Annotated in this window: 12 protein-coding genes and 3 pseudogenes; 7 read left to right on the plus strand and 8 right to left on the minus strand. The window is 69.7% G+C overall.

Features of this window, described 5'->3' with window-relative positions; translation table 11 throughout:
* Positions 1-246: 246 nt before the first annotated feature.
* Positions 247-2,643, minus strand: coding sequence for a SpoIIE family protein phosphatase (locus tag ACIPUC_RS00915; protein WP_446586045.1), 2,397 nt, complete (start codon positions 2,641-2,643; stop codon positions 247-249).
* Between the two features lie 863 nt (positions 2,644-3,506).
* Here ACIPUC_RS00915 and ACIPUC_RS00920 point away from each other — a divergent pair.
* The 3 genes and pseudogenes from ACIPUC_RS00920 to ACIPUC_RS00930 form a co-directional block, all read left to right on the plus strand.
* Positions 3,507-3,776: pseudogene (locus tag ACIPUC_RS00920) on the plus strand (IS110 family transposase); the annotation flags it as partial.
* A 125-nt stretch (positions 3,777-3,901) separates the two neighbouring features.
* Positions 3,902-4,282, plus strand: coding sequence for an FKBP-type peptidyl-prolyl cis-trans isomerase (locus ACIPUC_RS00925; RefSeq protein WP_446586046.1), 381 nt, complete (start codon positions 3,902-3,904; stop codon positions 4,280-4,282).
* A 379-nt stretch (positions 4,283-4,661) separates the two neighbouring features.
* Entirely contained in the window at positions 4,662-5,555 is an 894-nt protein-coding gene (locus tag ACIPUC_RS00930; RefSeq protein WP_446586047.1) for an AraC family transcriptional regulator, read from the plus strand.
* Positions 5,556-5,737: 182 nt separating this feature from the next.
* On the opposite strand, the pseudogene ACIPUC_RS00935 reads toward ACIPUC_RS00930, so the two are convergent.
* Positions 5,738-5,909 (minus strand): annotated as a pseudogene (locus tag ACIPUC_RS00935) (transposase); the annotation flags it as partial.
* A gap of 131 nt (positions 5,910-6,040) precedes the next feature.
* Here ACIPUC_RS00935 and ACIPUC_RS00940 point away from each other — a divergent pair.
* The 3 genes and pseudogenes from ACIPUC_RS00940 (at position 6,041) to ACIPUC_RS00950 (ending at position 8,633) form a co-directional block, all read left to right on the plus strand.
* Entirely contained in the window at positions 6,041-6,451 is a 411-nt protein-coding gene (locus ACIPUC_RS00940) for a RidA family protein (RefSeq protein WP_446586048.1), read from the plus strand.
* A 117-nt stretch (positions 6,452-6,568) separates the two neighbouring features.
* A pseudogene (locus tag ACIPUC_RS00945) lies at positions 6,569-6,710 on the plus strand (NF041680 family putative transposase); the annotation flags it as partial.
* A gap of 414 nt (positions 6,711-7,124) precedes the next feature.
* Complete coding sequence (locus tag ACIPUC_RS00950; RefSeq protein WP_446586049.1) at positions 7,125-8,633, plus strand: non-reducing end alpha-L-arabinofuranosidase family hydrolase; 1,509 nt, start codon at positions 7,125-7,127, stop codon at positions 8,631-8,633.
* Between the two features lie 465 nt (positions 8,634-9,098).
* Here the strand turns inward: ACIPUC_RS00950 and ACIPUC_RS00955 are convergent, their stop codons facing one another.
* Positions 9,099-9,959, minus strand: coding sequence for a hypothetical protein (locus tag ACIPUC_RS00955; protein ID WP_446586050.1), 861 nt, complete (start codon positions 9,957-9,959; stop codon positions 9,099-9,101).
* Between the two features lie 160 nt (positions 9,960-10,119).
* On the opposite strand from ACIPUC_RS00955, the gene ACIPUC_RS00960 reads away from it, so the two are divergent.
* Positions 10,120-10,731, plus strand: coding sequence for a class I SAM-dependent methyltransferase (locus tag ACIPUC_RS00960; protein ID WP_446586051.1), 612 nt, complete (start codon positions 10,120-10,122; stop codon positions 10,729-10,731).
* Here ACIPUC_RS00960 and ACIPUC_RS00965 read toward each other — a convergent pair.
* The 5 genes from ACIPUC_RS00965 to ACIPUC_RS00985 form a co-directional block, all read right to left on the minus strand.
* Entirely contained in the window at positions 10,703-11,587 is an 885-nt protein-coding gene (locus ACIPUC_RS00965; protein WP_446586052.1) for a DUF6454 family protein, read from the minus strand. The genes ACIPUC_RS00960 and ACIPUC_RS00965 overlap by 29 nt on opposite strands.
* Positions 11,588-11,765: 178 nt before the next feature.
* Complete coding sequence (locus ACIPUC_RS00970) at positions 11,766-13,142, minus strand: cytochrome P450 (RefSeq protein ID WP_446586751.1); 1,377 nt, start codon at positions 13,140-13,142, stop codon at positions 11,766-11,768.
* Between the two features lie 62 nt (positions 13,143-13,204).
* On the minus strand, positions 13,205-15,184 hold the full coding sequence (gene shc, locus ACIPUC_RS00975; RefSeq protein WP_446586053.1) for a squalene--hopene cyclase: 1,980 nt from the start codon (positions 15,182-15,184) through the stop codon (positions 13,205-13,207).
* 781 nt (positions 15,185-15,965) lie between these two features.
* Positions 15,966-17,429, minus strand: coding sequence for a nucleobase:cation symporter-2 family protein (locus tag ACIPUC_RS00980; protein ID WP_446586054.1), 1,464 nt, complete (start codon positions 17,427-17,429; stop codon positions 15,966-15,968).
* Between the two features lie 315 nt (positions 17,430-17,744).
* A complete protein-coding gene (locus ACIPUC_RS00985) occupies positions 17,745-18,464 on the minus strand; it encodes a helix-turn-helix domain-containing protein (protein WP_446586055.1) in 720 nt (239 codons plus the stop codon).
* Positions 18,465-18,760 lie beyond the last annotated feature (296 nt).

Here is an 18,760-nt window from a genome sequence, read left to right on the forward strand (position 1 = left end):
CTGCGGGCGTTTCCCTGCAACGGGATGAACTTCCAGGGGCTCCGGCCGACTGCCTGCCGGTCCCGGGGCCATGCCGTGACCCCGGGGCCTTCGTCTTGCCCTTCGGGCGCCGCGCAGCGTACTCCGCCGTCCACATCGAGGGGTGCGACCGCTGGGAGGGGTGGCGGCTGAGTGTCGACCGCGGGGTTGGACGACCTCGCGCGGACGGTCGGCTCGTCACCGCGCCACCTGAGCGGTACGGCAGCGCTACCCGGCATGGCCCTCGGTCGTCGGCTGCTTCACCGAAGGAATGGCCTGCTCGGCCCAGATGACCTTGCCCGTGGCCGTGAAGCGGGTGCCCCACTGTTGGGTAGTCTGCGCCACGATGAACAGGCCCCGGCCGCCCTCGTCGTCACCGGCGGCCTGCCGCAGGTGCGGGGAGGTGAGGCCGCTGTCGGAGACCTCGCAGATGAGCGTCTGGTCGCGGATCAGGCGCAGCTGTATCGGGCCTGCCGCGGCATGCCGAATGGCGTTCGTGACCAGTTCGCTCACCACGAGTTCGGTCGTGAAGACCAGGTCGTCGAGTCCCCAGGCACGGACCTGTTCAGACGCCGCAGCCCGCGCCCGGCCGACGGCCTGGGGGTCGGCGGTCAGCTCCCAGAGGGCCACCTGGTGCCGGCCGAGGATCCGGGTGCGGACCAGGAGCAACGCCGCGTCGTCGTCGGCCGGGCGCGGGAGCAGGGCGTCGACCGCCTCGTCGCCCAGGTCGTCAAGGGGACGCGTCGAGTGGCTCAGGACCGCGCTCAGGATGCCCAGTTGCTCGTCGACATCGCGGTCACGACCTCGCACGAGGCCGTCGGTGAACAGAGCGAGCACACTGCCTGGCGGAAGGGTCAGTTCCGCGGACTCGAAGGGCAGGCCGCCCAGCCCCAGCGGCGGAGCCGACGGCAGCTCGGGAAACGTCACTGTGCCGTCGTCCGGGTCGACGACGGCGGGCAGCGGATGCCCGGCCCGCGCCATCGTGCACGTCCCGGACACCGGGTCGTACACGGCGTAGAGGCAGGTGACACCGAGGGCCTCGTCTTCCGGCAGTTCCTCGCCTTCGATGCGCACCGCGGCCCGTTCGTTACCGCCCTGGGTGACGAGGTCGTCGAGACGGGCGAGGAGTTCATCGGGGGCGAGGTCCATCCGGGCCAGCACGCGCACGCTGGTGCGCAGCCGGCCCATGGTGGCGGCGGCGCTCAGGCCGTGCCCGACCACGTCCCCCACGACCAGTCCCACCCGCGTTCCGGACAGAGCGATGACGTCGAACCAGTCGCCGCCCACCCCGGCCCGGCTGTCGGCAGGCAGGTAGCGGTACGCGAGCTCCACCGCGGACAGTTGCGGCAGCAGCCTGGGCAGCAGGCTGCGCTGCAGCACGAGGGCGGCGGCGTGCTCGCGGGCATACCGGCGGGCATTGTCGATGCAGACCGCGAGCCGCGCCACGAGTTCGTCGGCCACGGCCAGTTCGCCCTCGTCGAACGGATCGGTACGGTGTTCCCAGGCGAAGGACACGATGCCCAGGTCGGTCCCTTCGGTGCGGAGCGGTACGGCCAGCGGGCCCGGTTCGCGAACCGGTCGTCCGGCGGCCGGGGCACGGTCATCGGCGGAGACGGCGGAGCGTACAGCGGGGGGCTCCTCGTGAGGCCATACCCGCACCATCCGAGTGTCGGGCACGGCACCGGGACGCGACCGGTCGCCGTGGAGCACCGTCTCCAGCAGGTCCACCGTGACCGCATCGGCGAACCACGGGGTCGTCACGGCGGCGAACTCGCGGGCCGTGCGGCTCATGTCAAGCGTCGTACCCACACTCCGGCCGGCCCGGACCAGCAGGTCCAGGCGCTGTTGGGCGAGGTAGCGCTCGGTGATGTCGACCGTCTCCTCGCACACGCCCAACGGTGATCCGGCCGGGTCCTCCAGCCGGTAGTACGAGCACGACCAGACGTGGTCGCGGTCTGGAGCGGAGGGCGGGCGGCCCCGGTAGTGCAGTTCGATCACGGGCTCGCCGGTGGTGAGCACCTCGCTCATGACCTCCTCCAGCGTGTCCGGCATGTCGGGAGAGACGATCACACCGTGCGTGACCATGTCGTCGGGGCCGACTCCGGCGTAGTCGGCGGGCCCCATCTCCTCGTAGAGAGCGGCGTTCGTCCACACCACGCGCAGCCGGGTGTCGTAGATGGCCAGGCCGACGGGCGACTGGGTGGCCAGCCCACGCAGCATCGACTGCAGGGCGTTCCACTGCTCGGTCTCGCCGGCCTCGGCCATGGCGAGCAGGCACGCCGGTCGCGTCCCGACGCCGCCGCTCAGGCCACTGGCGCCGTCAGCGCCCGGTTCCTCGCCGCCGGGCGACAGGGGGAGGACGGCAGCCGCAGCCCGCTCTCTGTGCCCGTCCCGGTGACGCAGCCACAGCACGCGCCGCATGCCTGGCGAGAGTTCCGGCGCCGCGGCGTCGGCCACGAGGTCGGCGAACTTCCGGCCGAGGACCTCGGACGCCCCGTACCCGAGCAGCGCCGCGGCCGCCGGGCTCCAGCCCACCACCCGGCCCTCGCCGTCGAGCACCGCCGTAGCCGCCCTGGACACATCGAGGGGCCCCTGCAGTTCACCGAAGCCGGGGATCTCGCTCACGACGCCTCCCCTCACTGCGCGGGCCGAGTCGTGTCCGGCGGCGCGACGCCATCGGGGCCTGTGGCCTCACCGGCCCCGCTCGGGGCGACGGCGGCCCGCAGCGCCCGATCTGCGGGAAGGGTCCCGGGCCCGCTCCCGTCCGGGCAGCGGCGGCAGGATGACGCCCGAAGCGGCCCGCGACCGCCCGCGGAGGTGGCGCAGACGGCTTCCGCCATCTCCCTGGCCCGTCGTGCCGGGGGCCGACGGGCACGCAGCCGGAACCGAGCGTGGGGTAGCGTCGCACACCCGTCTCGACATGGGCACGAGGGACGGCCGACGTGTACGGAGCCCGTCCACCGTCGTCCGGCTCCCAGGTCACGCCTCTCTCCCGGTCACACAGCCAGGATGCCCCTCCCCCCGCGGCTGCCGCATCCGGACGACCGTCGGCTGCTCCCGGACGCCGTGCCGCAGCACCGGACGAACGTCCGGCAGGGCGACGCAGCCGCGTCGCGCGCCGGACCCGCGCTGGGCGGCCGCGGCCGCCGGGAGGGACGCTCCGGGAGGGGCGCTCGCGACCGGGACGCGTGGTGTCTGCTGCACCGCGGATACGAAACTGAAGGTGACCCCGGCAATAGCAGCCCGCACCTGCCCGTCAGACCATGGCAAGGCCCCGGGACGGGGGGCGCCCCGGGGCCGGTCGCGGCACCGCAAGGGGGGAGCGGTTGTGCATCTGACGCGACGATATGGATAAACGATTCAGCAGCTGCCCGGTCACGGCCGCACCGCCCACCAGGTTCCGCGGAGAGTTCTCGGCCCCCGTTACCCTTTTCGTGGCTCCGCAATGGGGCCTCCGGCCTTCAGGTGCGGCATGACTTCCCCCCCTTGTACTGGGGCCGCGGTTGCGGCACCCGGCCGTCCTGGCCCTCCTGGAGCGGCTCGGATCACCGGCCCAGATCCGCAAGGCCCGCCGACGCCGCCTGGTCACCCCGTTACGGCCGAAGGCACCGCGGATGGCCGAACGGCTGGTCGAGGACATCTTCACCGCCCTCGACGAACAGACCGTCACCGTCCCCGGCACCCGGGCGGCCGCACTGATCGTCCCGAGCCCGGCCGGCTCACTGACCGCCGTCCTCGACCAGCGCAAGATCCTGGCCTGGCGGACAAGGGGAATTCCTCGACGGGATCAGCATTTCGGTAGCCTGATCATCTACTGCATGGGGTGACCATGCGCCCGGCTGGTCCGTACGAGGGCTTCCGGCGGAGGGTGAATGAGGCCGCAATGAGTGAACCGACGAAGCCCGAGATCAACCTTCCGGAGGGTGATGCTCCCCAGGAGCTGACAATGCGGGACCTCGTCGTCGGGGACGGGCCTGAGGCGAAGCCGGGCAGGGTTGTCCGGGTTCACTACGTCGGGGTCACCTTCGAGTCCGGAATGGAGTTCGACGCCTCCTGGGATCGGGGCCAGCCGTTCAAGTTCGCCGTGGGCGGTGGCAGGGTCATCAAGGGCTGGGACCGGGGGATCAGGGGGATGAAGGTCGGCGGTCGGCGCGAGATCATCGTTCCCCCGCGCCTCGGCTACGGCAACCAGTCGCCCTCGCCGTTGATCCCGGCGGGCTCGACGCTCGTCTTCGTGGTGGACCTGCTCTCGGTCTCGGTCTGAGGCCTGCTGCTGCCCGCCTCCCCGGGAACCAAGGCCGGGTAGCACCTGCTCGGCTGACCGCGACACCACACCCGTGCGCCCTTCGGGCGTAGCCACGGAGAAGGCGCTCGCCAGTGACAGCACGCATCAGCGTTCGGGGTCCACAAGCGGCAGACGCCACGGCAGTGGGCGTCCATGTCGGCCCTTCGCCGGGGCTGGTGGTTCCGGCCCCGCACGAAGCCGTAGCAGTTGACGTGGCGTACACCGCAAGTCCGACGCGCGCCCGTCGCTCCGGGCTCGTGACGCCATCGGTCACCCGATCGTTCCGGGCACGGATCATCGGGCCCTGGGCGGGAGGTGATTCATACGGTGAAGACATCAGAGGGAAGGACACGCACCCGTGCTGGAGCAGCTCAACGAGGCGCTCGACCACATCGAGCACTGCCTCGAAGCGGAGGCCGGCCGGGAGGTCGACATCGTCGAAGTCGCCCGGATCGCGATGACGTCGGAGTACCACTTCCGGCGCCTGTTCTCGGCGCTCGCCGGGATGCCGCTCTCCGTGTACATACGACGCCGGCGCATGACGATTGCCGGGGCCGAGGTGCTGGGCGGGGAGCGGACGCTGCTCGACGTGGCCGTGCGGTACGGGTACGGCTCGGGCGAGGCGTTCGCCCGGGCGTTCCGGTCGGTGCACGGCATCGGGCCGGGCGAGGCCCGGCGCACGGGTGCGACGCTCACGGCGCAGTCGCGCATGTCCTTCCGTGTCGTCGTCGAAGGGAGTACGACCATGCGGTATCGGATCGTCGAGAAGGAAGCGTTTCGGGTCGTTGGCAGGAAGGCGCGGGTCCCCCTCGTGCACGAGGGGGTCAACGCGGCGGCCGCGGCACACGTGCAGAGCCTGGACGAGCAGGCGATCGTAAGGATGAAGAAGCTGGCCGACGGGGAGCCGAAGGGGGTCCTGTCGGCGGTGGTGCACCTGACCGACAGCCGGGAGGAGGGCGCCGAGGTGGACTACTGGATCGGCGTGGTCACCGGCCCCGAGGTGGCCGCGGAGGAGCTCGACGCCCTCGACGTACCGGCCGGGGCCTGGGCGGTCTTCGACAACCACGGGCCGTATCCGAGCGCCCTCCAGGAGCTGTGGCGGGACGTGTTCACGCAGTGGTTCCCCTCGAACCCGTACGCGAGCCGGCCGGGTCCGGAGCTGCTGCGGACACAGCCGGTGGAGATCGGCGCGGAGACGGACTCCCAGCTGTGGATCCCGGTCGAACGGGTCAGCGGGAGCAACGGGGAGTGAAGACCGAGACCTGGACGTCGTCTTTCGGGCGGAAGGCGACGTTCAGGTCCAGGGTGCCGGGTGCCATCCCCCGCGCGCGCGAGGAGCAGGCCGCGAGGCGCGCTCGGGAGCCTGATCACCGCAGCCCGTCAAGCGGCCGCCGCGTCGCCAATGACGCTGCCTCTTCGGGATCGTTTCCCGAAGCGGCCAGGCGCACCCGCTGACCAGGACGTAGATGATCGCGGCGAACAGCGTCTCATCAGGCGTGTCCTGCGTTCCACCGCCCTGCGGCCGCACCCTCGCCGGCGGGATCAGCGGCTCCGCGATATCCCACAACCCGTCCGGAACAATCCAACTCCACGTCCCCCGCCCCATACCGAGGCCAACGACACCTCACCACACAGGACACGGTCTAAGCTTGTTCCTCAACCTCACGTCACTGCGGAATGCTTGCCAGTGGAGAAAATGCGGTGCGTGCTGGCACCACGCTGGTCAGACTCGCTGACATGACTCAGAAGATCACCCGCATCAACCCCGAGCAGCTGCATGAGACACCCGGCTACCACCACATCACCGTGGTGGAGGCAGGCCGTACCGCCTATCTGGCGGGGCAGTGCCCGCTTGATCGGAATGGTGACCTCGTCGGTTCCGGTTCCCTCGAGACGCAGGTCGACCAGGTTGTCGCGAACGCGCTCGCTGCCCTGGCAACGGTGAGTGCCCAGCCTGAACATGTGGTGCGGTCAGTGATCTACGTGCGGAGCGATGAGAGGGACATTCTCGGAGCCGCATGGCGTCGGCTCACCGATTCTGCCCTGGGTCCGGCGTTCACCACCGCCAGCACGCTCTTGGGCGTCGCCCAGCTGGGCTTTGCGGGACAGCTCGTCGAGGTGGAACTCACCGTGGCGCTGCCTGACTGACTTCGAACGGCGTATCGAACTGGGTGGCCCAGCCGGGAATTCCCGGGACGCTGGGGCGGCCTTCGTCTGATCATGTGCTCCGACCAAGGTGCACCGATCAAGACGAAGGCCGTGAAGGTGAGTCCGCTGCCTGACTCCGGTCCCGGGGAAGCGTTCGCGCAAGCGTCACGTTTCCGGGAGGACCGATTCGACTGCCTGACCGTGCGCGGGGACGAGCTGTCTGACGCTGGTGGCCGAGCACCGGCGTCGGCACGGTTCCAGCCGCACCCGGTGACGCTGGAGGTCGACCTCGGCGACGTTCACCGTGATCAGCTCGCCTTCATCGACAAGCTGATCCGGGGTCTCGCCCGGCTCGTCACTGCCGCCCGCGCCGAAGAGTGTTAGCGCTAACGTCAGCCCCCGTCAACAACTCTGAGAGGACGAGATTTTGATGACGCCTCAGTAACGGACAGGTTGCGGCACGGTACTTGACGACCTCTCATGTCCCATGGTCTTCTCCCTGCACACGCTGGATGTTCGACTTTCAAGTTGTTAGCGCTAACAATACGCCGGAGACCCGGTGCCCCCCACCCCGCAGGGGTCACGTCTTGCCGCCGCCTCGGACGTGCCGTGCCCGGTCCGCACGCACCGAGAAGGACCGACCCCTGCCCAAGTCACCCCTAGGAGGGTGCAGATGAACGCTCTCGGTACAGCTCCACGAACCTCGACACGGCGAGGATGGCGGTCACGGGTGGCCACCCTGCTCTCGATGGTCTTCGTGGCCGGCTTCCTGGCGATGGTGAACCCATCGGCGGCCTCGGCGGCCTCGGTCGACACCGGCAAGTGGTACGTGCTGGTGAACCGCAACAGCGGCAAGGCGCTGGACGACTACAACTTCGCCACCGCCGACGGTTCGCCCGTCGTCCAGTGGACTCGGTCCAGCAACGAAGCCCAGCAGTGGCGCTTCCTGGACTCCGGCAGCGGCTACTACCGCCTGCAGAACCGCAACTCCGGCAAGGTCCTGGACGACTACGGCTGGTCCTCGGCCGACGGCGCCGACGTCGTCCAGTGGAGCGACCTCAACGCGACCAACCAGCAGTTCCGCCTCGCGGACTCCGCCGACGGCTACGTCCGCCTCCTGAACCGCCACAGCAGCAAGGCCCTCGAGGTCCAGAGCGCCTCCACCGCCGACGGCGGCAAGATCGTCCAGTACGCCGACTGGGGCGGCAGCAACCAGCAGTGGCAAATCGTCCCCGTCGCCGACGTCGGCACCGGCACGTGCGCTCTTCCGTCGACCTACCGCTGGACATCGACCGGCCCGCTGGCGAGCCCGAAGTCGGGCTGGGCCTCGCTCAAGGACTTCACAGGCGTCGTCCACAACGGCAAGCACATCGTCTATGCCACGACGCACAACACCCTCGCCGGTAACGACGGGCGCTGGGGATTGACGACCTTCAGCCCCTTCACGAACTGGTCCGACATGGCCACCGCCACCCAGAACACGATTCCCTTCGATGGCATCGCGCCGACGCTGTTCTACTTCGCCCCGAAGAACACCTGGGTGCTCGCCTACAATGGGGCTTGGCCATACAGCTTCTCCTACCGCACCTCGAGCGACCCCACCAACCCCAACGGCTGGTCCGCGCAGCAGGAGCTGTTCACGGGCACCCTCCCGAAGGGGGGCCCCCTCGACGTGACCCTCATCGGCGACGACACGAACATGTACATGTTCTTCGCCGACGATGAGGGCGGCATCTACCGCGCCAGCATGCCCATCGGCAACTTCCCGGGCACCTTCGGTTCGTTCACGAAGATCATGAGCGACACGCCGCTCAACCTGTTCGAGGCGGTTGAGGTCTACAAGGTCCAGGGTCAGCACCAGTACCTCATGATCGTCGAGGCCCAAAATTATACAGGGAGTGGTCGCTACTTCCGCTCGTTCACCGCGACCAGCCTGGACGGCACGTGGACACCGCAGGCCGACACCCTGAGCAACCCCTTCGCCGGCAAGGCCAACAGCGGCGCCACCTGGTGGACCAACGACATCAGCCACGGCGATGTGGTTCGCACCAACCCCGACCAGACCAAGACCATTGACCCTTGCAACCTGCAGTTCCTCTACCAGGGGCGCGACCCCAGCACCGACGGCATGGACTACGGCCTCCTGCCTTACCGGCCGGGGGTACTGACACTGCAGCGCTAGCCGGTGGCGTGACGCAGGTCCTGGTGTTCCTGACGTTCGCGGGCAACGACGTACGCCGAACCGGCTGAGCGTCACAGCGAGCGATCAGGAACGGGTGGAGTTGGAGCGGCGGGCTCGGTGCAAGGCCGAGCCCGCCCGTGCCCGCGGAGAACCTGGATAGTGGCGGCCTATCCCTCGTCGACCACGAGACGCGGAACATGTCAAGCCTGGTGAGTCGGTCGGTTTCAGGGTCTGTCGAGTGAGCCGGGTTCGCCCGAACGAGGCCGCGGGCAGCTGCTGCCAAGTACAACCCGTGCTGGCGACAAACACGATCGGCAGTGAGACAAGCCCGGTGGCACCCCGCGTCCGGTCGGGAAAATAAGGATTGGACCCGGCCCGGCTCACCGTCGCGGTGCCGCTCCGTACGCAGCGTGCCCCGCCACCGCCACCGCCGCCTCCGGCACCTCGGTGGGGTGGCTCCTCGTGCTACTCCGCGGGCGTGATCCGCCAGGTGCCGTGACGTACGTCGAGCGTCGCGGTGAGGTCGGCCTGCTGCGGGAACGGGACGCCCAGCCGCCACAGGTCTTCCAGGGCAGCCAGACCGATGGTGACCAGATCCTCGGTGACGTTGCCCAAAGCTCCGATCCAGTGGGGTGCGGTGGCGATCAGCTGCTCGGGGAGCCAGGGCCCGGGCTCGGGAACGCGTGAGAAGGGCTCCTCCGCGAGTTCGGCGAGGGCGGAGCCGGCCAGCAGGGTCAGCAGCCGCGCCAGGACTGCGGCAGGCAGAGCGGGGTCGCGGGTCTCCAACATCACGTAGCAGTCATCGTGGCCCGAGAACCAGACTCGGGAGTCTCCCAGACGGCTCAGGAGCGGCTCATCAATGCCGGTCGTGCCGAGCACGAGGGCGAGCTCGTCGAGCTGCTCCGCGGTCACGTCGGCGGGCACGTCGACCAGAGTCAGCTCGTACGGCGACCAGGTGCCGTCGAGCAGACGGGGCAGGAGGTCGCGGTCCATCACCAGGAACTCCTCTGCGAGTCCGTTCGTGCCGGACGGCCAGGATCCGAGGGAGTGGACCGTGCACGGCACGCCGAGCTCGGCCGCGATCAGCGAGGGCCGCAGAGAATGCCAGTCCTCATCCAGATAGGAGTTGGTCTCCAGCGACACCACCGCCACCGCGTCGTTCGCCATGGCCACGAGCAGGTCGACCAGCTCGCCCGCCTGGGCCGCACCCGCGCGCACCCGCCACAGCCCCTCGGCTTCGCGAACGCTGAAGCTCAATGGGAACGGCCGGCGCTCCACCCCGACACTGTTCACGCTGAACGCGCCCTGCTGCCCGACCTCGATCACTGCCCCACCCCCGAGAACCCGCCGGCCGCTCTGCCCAGCCCGCACGCATCAATCATCGCCGGTCAGCAGGGCACGCCAGCCAACGGGGCCTTCCGGCCATTTCTCCGTGTGAGGACGCCCGTTGTTTGCCCGGTGTTGGAGCAGGGGTAGCTGTCGGGCCATGCGTGACTTAGTGCGGGAGCAGTACTACCGGCATCGTGCCCCGGTCTACGACGAGACCAGCTATCGCGGCGACCCCGTGGTCAACGCCGGGCTGGACCGGGAAACCGCCGACATCGGGAAGCTGCTCACCGCTCTGCCCGAAGGCCGGGCCCTCGACGTGGGGTGCGGAACCGGCGTGTGGACCCAGTTCCTTCGCGGCCCGGTCGTCGCCCTGGACCAGAGCGCGGAGATGCTCGAGCTGACCGGTGCCCGGGCACCCCGGGCGCAGCGCGTGCGGGCGCTGTTTCCGCCCCTGCCGTTCGCCACCGGATCCTTCGACCGTATCGTCACGGCGAACTTCTACGGGCTGCTGCGGCCGGCGGAGAGGGACGTCTTCGTTGCCGAGGCACGTCGTACGGCGCGCGAGCTGATCGTGATCGACCTGCGCAGCGACGGCGACCTGCACGAGGAGAAGATAGAGGTGCGCTCGGTGGCCGACGCCACGTACCCCATCTACCGGCGCCGGTTCACCCCGCGGAGCCTGTGCTCGGAGCTGGACGGCGAGGTCATGTACGAGGGGCTGTACTTCCTCGCCGTCCGGGTCAGGTGGCCAGCGGTGTCTCCAGGGTGATCAGGTGCGACTGGCCGGCGGTTTCCCCGTCGTCGGGGACGGCGAACATCCGAAGGACCTGTCCGTCGGTCTCCAGGTGCACCGCGTTGTAGGTGACCACTCGGCCGGCCGGTGACAGCACGGTGACCGGCGCTTCGTGCTCGATGCGGCCGGATTCGATGTCGACGACGGCGATCCCGCCGAGGCTGAAGACGCCGCCCCCCGCCAGGGGGTATTCCGCGATGCCGGTGCACACCATGTGGCCGCCGCCCGCGGTCACACAGGTCTGGTAGTCGACGAAGTGGCTCTTGTTGTCGACCCGGTGGAGGAGCTTCCCGTCGACCGTGAAGGTGAGCAACCGCCGGGAACCCCAGGTGACGGCGTGGAGCAGGCCGCTGTGGCGGTCGCGCACGATCCCGCCGATGTGGTCGTCGAAGCGGAAGGCCTCCCGCACGTCCAGGGTGTCGGGGTCCACCCGGTAGACGATGGAGTGGGAGTCGGGACGGTATTCCGCCGTCGGCACCCACAGCGATTCGCCGTCGAAGTCGATCCCACCGGGGTGGTAGATCGTGCCCTCGCCCACGCTCACCCGGCCCAGCGCGGCACCCTCGGCGTCCGTGACGAACACATGCCCCTGGCCCCGGCCGGGAGTCCGGTCGTAGCCGTCCACCGGACTGGTTTGGAAGCGGGTCGCCTCGGTGATCTCCGCCGTTGAGACGTACAGGCGTTGGTCATGGCCACGCGTGACGCCTTGAGGGTGGTGAGCGGGGAAGTCCAGCGGCACCCGCCCGGCCACAGTCCAGGGCGTGCTCCGGGTCAGCTGCCGCACCGCCACGACGACGGCTTCGCTCGAGTCGTCGCACACACCTGCAGACACCGCGGAATCAGAAAGGCTCATGCCCGGTGAACGAGACCTCCCCAGTCCCGTAACGGGGCCGTGCGCCGCGCGCTGCGCCGGAAAGTCCTCTTTCGCTTCCAGGGCACGTTCTAGACCGCCCGTATCCGCCCCGGCGGCGCCCCGCGCTCTGGGCACTGCCGGCCCGGGGTGCTTGCTCTTAAGCGAGGCGGGCAGGCCAGTGGGAGCGGGCTCGTAGTGTGGCGCGCAGTGTTGTGGAGGGATGGAGCTGTAGGCCGACCGTGGGGACCACTTTCCCCGGGGCGATGTCTACGTGGAAGCGCTGGGCCAGTGTTGCGATCACCAGCGTTGCCTCGACCAGGGCGAACCGGACACCGAGGCAGGCACGTTGGCCGCCTCCGAACGGGAACCAGGCATACGGGGGCACACTGCGTTGGGCGTGCGTGTCCCAGCGTTCGGGGCGGAAGGCCGTGGGCTCGGAGAACCAGCGGGCGTCTCTGTGTGTCGCCCACGGGCTGCACCAGAGCGTCGTCCCGGCCGGGATCCGGATCGCTCCCAAGGTGGCCCCTTCCCGTGCCACCCGGGGAGGAATGATCCACGCGGGCGGGTAGAGCCGTAGGGCTTCCTTGACGATCTGCTGGGTCCAGGTCAACTGCTCGTAGTCGGCGTACGTCGGGGGGCGCCCGTCGAGTACACGGTCGAGTTCCGCGGCGAGCTTCCTTCGCGCGTGCGGCGATGCCGAAAGCAGGTACCAGGTCCACGTCAGCGCGGTTGCCGTGGTTTCGTGTCCAGCGGCCCAGAGCGTCACCGCTTCGTCTCGCACCTCAGCGGCGGTGAGCGGCCGTCCTTCCTCGTCCCGGGCTGCGAGCAGCCTGCCCAGCAGGTCCTCGCCGCTGTCGCCTGCCTCCCCTGATCCCTGTCGGGCGCGGATGAGCTGGTCGATCTCAGCGTCGACGGTCGCGACGGCGTCGATCAGGCGGCGGCGGGCGGGGGTACGCACCCAGGCCGGCAGGAAGAGTCCGATGCCCCGCAGCTCGGCGCCGATCTCTCGCCCGGCCACGGACATCGCGTCTCGTAGTGCGTGGGCCTGGTCGCCGATGTCGTTGCCGAAGAGGTTGCGGACCACGATCCGCTGGGAGAGCTGATCCATCTCTCGCAGCACATCGATCTGGGCGCCCTCCTGCCAGCGGTCGGCAAGCGCCACGGCGCAGTCGACCATCGTCGTGGCGTAGCGGCGTACCCGGGAGGGGCGGACGGAGGGCTGGACCAGGGATCGCTTGCGACGCCAGTCAGCGCCCTCGCTGCGCATCACGCTCTTGCCGACCAGTTGTTTGAACGCCCAGCCGGCATCGAGATTCTCGAAGTGTCCTTCGTTGCTTCCCAGGAGCTCGGCGATGTGCTCAGGGTGGGTGAGGGACATGATCTTCATCGGGCCGAGCGACCAGGTCACGACATCCCCGAAGTCGTCGCGCAGACGTTCCAGGAACGCCAACGGGTCGCGGCCGAAAGCGGGGAGGTTTCCGAGCAGCGGCAGTCGGCGTGGGCCGGCAACGGGGACGAACGGGACAGGGGGCACTCCTGGCGAACGAGCAGCGTCGTGAACGGTTGCGCGCGGGAAGAGGAGCGGTGCCATAGCTCTCACCCAGGTGAAGGCGTTTTGCACGGGAGCTCTCCCGGCGTCCCCTGGTGTAGGTAGCGGCCGAGTGCCATCAGCGGAAAGACCTGACGGTAGAGGTGGTATCTGATCGAGTAATCGCCGGGGAAGCCGGTGCCCGTGAAGTGCGGCTCCTCCCACGTTCCGTCTTCGTGCTGAGCCTGGACGAGCCATCTGACGCCCCGCTCGACTGCCTCGCTGTCTCCTTCACCGGCCGCCAGGACGGCGAGCAGCGCCCAGGCGGTCTGGGAAGGGGTGGAAGTGCCCTGCCCAGCCCACCGTTCGTCGCGGTAGGAACGCACATCCTCGCCCCAGCCCCCGTCGTCGTTCTGCACGGAGCACAGCCAGGCAACGGCACGGCGGATCGCGGGGTGCGCCGCAGGCAGTCCGGCAGCCGTGAGCGCGGGGACAACCGCGCCCGTTCCGTAGAGGTAGTTGACGCCCCAGCGGCCGAACCAGGCCCCGGACGCCTCCTGCTCGGCCAGGAGCCAGGCGATGCCACGCCGGGTGCGGGGGTCATCCCGCTTCCCTTCGCGGGCGAGCATTTCCACGACATGCGCGGTGACGTCGGCGGACGGCGGGTCGGTGACCTCGCCGAAGTCGCAGAACGGCAGCCGGCTGGCGAGCGAGCTGGTGTTGTCGACATCGAAGGCGGCCCAGCCGCCGTTCTTGGACTGCATGCCCAAACTCCAGCGCACGCCACGCCCGATCGCCGCGTCGACCCGGACCGGGTCGGGGTGCTGGAGCCGGCGCAGCGCGAGGATGACCTCGGCGGTGTCGTCGAGGTCGGGGTTGTTTTCGTTGTGGAACTGGAAGGCCCAGCCGCCCGGGTCGAGTCCGGGCCTGCGCACGGCCCAGTCGCCGGGCCGTGCGTGCTGCTTTCCCAGCATCCAGTCGGCGGCCCTGATAAGCGCCGGGTGGTCGCAGCGCACCCCGGCGTCGACGAGAGCATTGACGGCCAGGCTGGTGTCCCACACCGGCGACTGGCTGACTTCGATCACGCGGGCACCGTCCTGGCGCCAGACGGCGAAAGCGTCCAGCGAGGCCAGGCCCGCGCGCATGACGGGATGTTCCGGCCTGTAGCCGAGCAGGTGCAGGGCGATCAGCGCGTAGGTGGCATCCACCTGAAGGCCGCCCCAGCAGCCGTCCCTCTCCTGCCGCTTGACGATCCAGCGCGCGACGCTGCTCATGGCGGCCCGGCGCAGCCGACGCGGTGCCACCTTGTGAAACGCGTGGAGCGCCTTGTCCAGCCAGGTGAAGAAGCGCGTCCAGCGGCTGGCCGGAACACGCGGCGCGGAGGGAGCGGGCGTCTGGGAGTCGGGATACAGCTCGCCAAGAGTGAACGGTGCGGGCCGTACGGGACGCTCGGTGCAGACGACGGTCAGCGACACGATGGTCTGCCTGGACCAGGAGGCGAAGTGGTGGATGTTGAGCGGGAACCACTTGGGCAGGAACATCAGCTCGGGGGGCAGTGCCGGCAGGTCCTCCCACTTCCACCAGCCGAACAGCGCGAGCCAGATATGCGTGAAGACCCGGCCGGCGGCGATGCCACCGTGGGCGCGGATCCACGCGGCCGCCTTGGCCATGTGCGGCTCGTCAGGCGCGTCTCCAGCGAGCCGCAGCGCGACATACGCCTCGATGCTCGTTGAGAGGTCACCCGGGCCCCCGTAGAAGGTGGACCAGGTACCGTCCTCGCGTTGCTCGCCGCGGATGTAGAGGCAGGCGGCGTGTGTGATCTTCTCGTCCCCGATCCCGAGGAACTGGCGTAACAGCAGGTCCTCGGCATCGCCCGTCACATTGCACTCGAAGGTACCCTTCCACCAGCCCTGAGCGTCCTGGCGCGACAGAAGATGCCCAACTGCCCGTCTCCTCGTGCGCTCAGCCAATTGGCGCGTCGTCAACCGCTTGGTGGGGACCTTGGTCCCCGTGACGGTCCCAGGCAGAGTGGGATGGGATGAGCGCATGAAGTGAAAGCCTCACGGTCGGTGAGCTCGGTAGCGGGCTGCCCCTGGTGCTCCACCGCTCCAACGACGCGAAGCGGCTGTTGTGGCACTCGCGGGACCATCTACTCCAAACGTGTCCTCTCGCAGCCCGCCCGCCTGCGCGCATGCCTCGGCTGGGCGGCACCACCGCTCTGGGCGCCCGCGAACTCGTCGGCTGAGCCCCCAGCGGTCGTCGAAGCCTGCCGGTGAACCAAGGGCCCCACGGCGGCACGGCCTGTACGACCCGCTGAGGTTGTACAGGCCCGCCGTGCTGAGCGACGTCCGGTCCGCCGCCCACGCCGGTCCGGCCGCGGCCCCGGGTGATCGGGGCCGGCGTTGAAGACGCCGCAGGCGGTGAACTGCCGGGAGAACGGCTGCTCCGAGCCGAAGAGCCCCGACCAGCCGGGGGGGGTGGGCTGGCCGGGGCCTGCCCTGGCCAGCGGGGGGGGGTGCCGGCCAGGGGCATGCGGGGCGGAGCCGCAAGGGCGGACGCTTCACAGCGGATCGCCCGACTCCAGCCCAACGATCCTCGCAGGCGAACACCCACCGGACCTGCCGGACACGCACCCCGGCGGATACCACGTGAGCGGACTGCGCCCTGGCCGGTGCAGAGCAGGCGCTGTTCCAGGATTCTGCCGACCGACACTCACAAGCCGGCACCACCGCCCTCTCCGGCGCCGGCAGGCCCAGACCCGCGCCGTCGTACCCCGCGCCGAGTGGGGTGTGCGCCCCGAGGAGCGCACACCCCACCCGCTGTGCGCGCTCAGTGCACGTGTGTGGCCGGAGTCAGCTCCCTTTGTGGGGCGGTGCCTTGCAGCGTGGTGGTCGTGTCGGCGGCGTCGCTCTGGCTGCCGCGGCCGATGTGGTTGAAGGCGAGGTTGAGCAGTACGGCGACGATGCAGCCGGTGCTGATGCCGGAGTCGAGCACGATGCGCATGCTCTCGGGGAAGGCGTGGTAGAAGTTCGGCGCGGCCATGGGGATGACGCCGATGCCGAGGCTGATGGCCACGATGAGGATGTTGTCGCCGCGGTCGAGGCCGGCCTGGGTGAGGGTCTGGATTCCGCTGGCGGCCACGGTGCCGAACAGGGCGAGGCCGACACCGCCGAGGACGGGCTGCGGGACCAGGGCGACGACCGAGGCGAGGAACGGGCACAGGCCCAGCAGGAGGAGGATGCCGCCGCCCGCGGCCACGACGTAGCGGCTGCGGACCTTGGTGATGGCGACCAGGCCGACGTTCTGCGCGAAGGCGCTGGCGGCGAAGCCGTTGAAGATCGGGCTCAGCGCGGTGCCCAGGCCGTCCGCGCGCAGCGCTGCGGCGAGGGTCTTCTCGTCCGCGGGCTTGTCGACGATCTGGCCGAGGGCGAGGACGTCGGCGGTGGTCTCGGTCATGGAGACGATCATCACGATGATCATGGAGATGATCGCGGCGGCGGCGAACTGCGGGGCGCCGAAGTGGAAGGGCGTGGGGAAGCCGATGATGTCGGCATCGGTGACGGCGCTGAAGTCCGCGAGGCCGAGGGGCACGGCGATCAGGGTGCCGGCGACGAGCCCGAGCAGGATGGAGATCTGCTTGAGGAAGCCGCGCAGCACTCTGCGGAGCACCACGGTGATCATGAGTGTCACGGCGGCGAGGCCGATGTACTTGATGTCTCCGTAGTCCGGGGCCTGCGGGTTGCCGCCCTGCGCCCAGTTGAAGGCGACGGGGAGCAGGGACACGCCGATGAGAGTGATGACGGTGCCGGTGACGACAGGCGGGAAGAACCGGATGAGTTTGCAGAACCAGGGGGCGAGCAGGAAGCCGAACACTCCGGCCACGATCACGGCGCCGTAGATGACGGGCAGTGCGTCGTCGGGGCCCTCGGCCTTGGCGATGGCGAGCATCGGGGCCACGCCGGCGAAGGAGACGCCGTTGACGAAGGGGAGACGCGCGCCGACCTTCCAGAAGCCGATGGTCTGCAGGAGGGTGGCGATACCGGCGGTGAAGAGGCTGGCGCCCATCAGAAACGCGATGTCTGCCGTGCCGAGTCCCACGCCGATGCCGACGATCAGAGGCGGTGCGACGACGCCGGCGTACATGGCTGCCACGTGCTGGAGGCCGGCGCCGAGGAGCTTTCCGAACGGGAGGGTCTGGTCGACGGGATGCTTCGCGGCGGGGTCCGTGGCCGGGTCCGGCGCGGGGGCCGGGGCGGGGCTGGGGGCGGGGCTGGGGGCGGGGCTGGGCGACACGGAGGTACCTCCTGGGATGCTGCGGTACGGCGGTCGCCGGGGAGGGGCGCGCTGGGAAGCGGCCGGTGCCTCGGAGGGCCGTGTGGACTGGGTCGATGACGCAGTCGAGCGGGCGGCAGGAGAGCCCGAGGGCGTGGAAGTGCCCTGGGGAACGGGGAACGTGGGAGTTGCCCGAGCCGGGGTGTTGCGGGGTGAGCGAGCCCCGATTTTCCCTGCCGAAGACTGCATCAACGGATCATCCACGATGCGGAAAGCAGCTTCCGTATGGCTGGGTAGCTCTAGTGCGCCACGTGAAGGCGACCGTGTCAAGACCTGTCAGGCTCCCTGGGGGCGCAGCCGCCGCCACAGCTGTTCGTCGACCCGGTCGAGGAAGGCCAGGGCCTCGCGCTCGGCCGCTTCGGCGTCGGCTCCGGTCCGGCCGTGGTTGTCGATCCGCTGGTAGGCCAGGTGGAGCTGCTCCAGGGCGTCTCGGATCTCCGGCGGCGCCGCGGGGACGATCTTGGCGACGGGCCGTACGTAGTTCGGCCACCACCCGGTGACCGCCTCGCGCAGCAGCACGCGCAGCTGGCCCGTCCTGCCGCATGCGCCGACGAAGCAGGCGGGCGGCGGGCGGAGCGCCTCGAACAGCGCCTGGGTCTGCCCTCCGGACCCGCGCCAGCGGTTGCGTCGTTCCGCTTCGGCGTAGCGGTCTCGGGTCATGCCGACCATGGTGGCAACCTGCTCCACCGTCAGCCCGAGGAGGGTGCGGCACTGCAGGAGCGTGGCCGGCTCGCCCAGCAGATCGCCCGGTGAACACCACAGCGCGGCTGCCAGCGCGTCGATCTGACGGGCCGTGGGCACCTCGGCGCCCCGTTCCCACGCCGCGAGCACATTGGGGTGCAGGGGGTGCCCCCGGAAGGCCGAGACGGCCCAGGCGACCTGGCCGTGCGTGAGTCCGAGCTGCTCGCGCACGCCGACGGCGAGGCCGGGATCGAAGGGGGGATAGGCGGAGTTTTCGCCCTCGGAGAGGGTGGGGAGATCGTCTTGGGATGGCATAGCGGGACACCGTAGGGGCCGCGGCCGCCCCGGCCAAGGCCTGCGGATTGCGCAGGCCCTCGAGCAGTGCCGGTCGACGCGCGTTGACACCCCCGCAGGTGGCGATTGTGCATACCTCCAAAGAATCCCAGGAATCAAATGGCCTGCCTGGAGGAGTTGACGACCGGGAGGCCCGTTCGTAAGGTCAGGCCGTCCACAGTGGAAAGTAAATTCCGCAATAAGGAAATCGCGACGTTCCTCCCTACCCGGGAATCCGGCACGATTTCCGCATCCCTCCGGGCAGGTCCGTCCACCTG

This window comes from Streptomyces sp. LARHCF249 (assembly GCF_052871255.1).

What these genes read in the sequence shown, in the direction of transcription:
- ACIPUC_RS00925 (WP_446586046.1), top strand. Translation starts at nt 3,902, where the DNA reads ATGAGTGAACCGACGAAGCCCGAGATCAACCTTCCGGAGGGTGATGCT.
- ACIPUC_RS00940 (WP_446586048.1), top strand. Translation starts at nt 6,041, where the DNA reads ATGACTCAGAAGATCACCCGCATCAACCCCGAGCAGCTGCATGAGACA.
- ACIPUC_RS00950 (WP_446586049.1), top strand. Translation starts at nt 7,125, where the DNA reads ATGAACGCTCTCGGTACAGCTCCACGAACCTCGACACGGCGAGGATGG.
- ACIPUC_RS00960 (WP_446586051.1), top strand. Translation starts at nt 10,120, where the DNA reads ATGCGTGACTTAGTGCGGGAGCAGTACTACCGGCATCGTGCCCCGGTC.
- shc (WP_446586053.1), bottom strand. Translation starts at nt 15,184, where the DNA reads ATGCGCTCATCCCATCCCACTCTGCCTGGGACCGTCACGGGGACCAAG.
- ACIPUC_RS00985 (WP_446586055.1), bottom strand. Translation starts at nt 18,464, where the DNA reads ATGCCATCCCAAGACGATCTCCCCACCCTCTCCGAGGGCGAAAACTCC.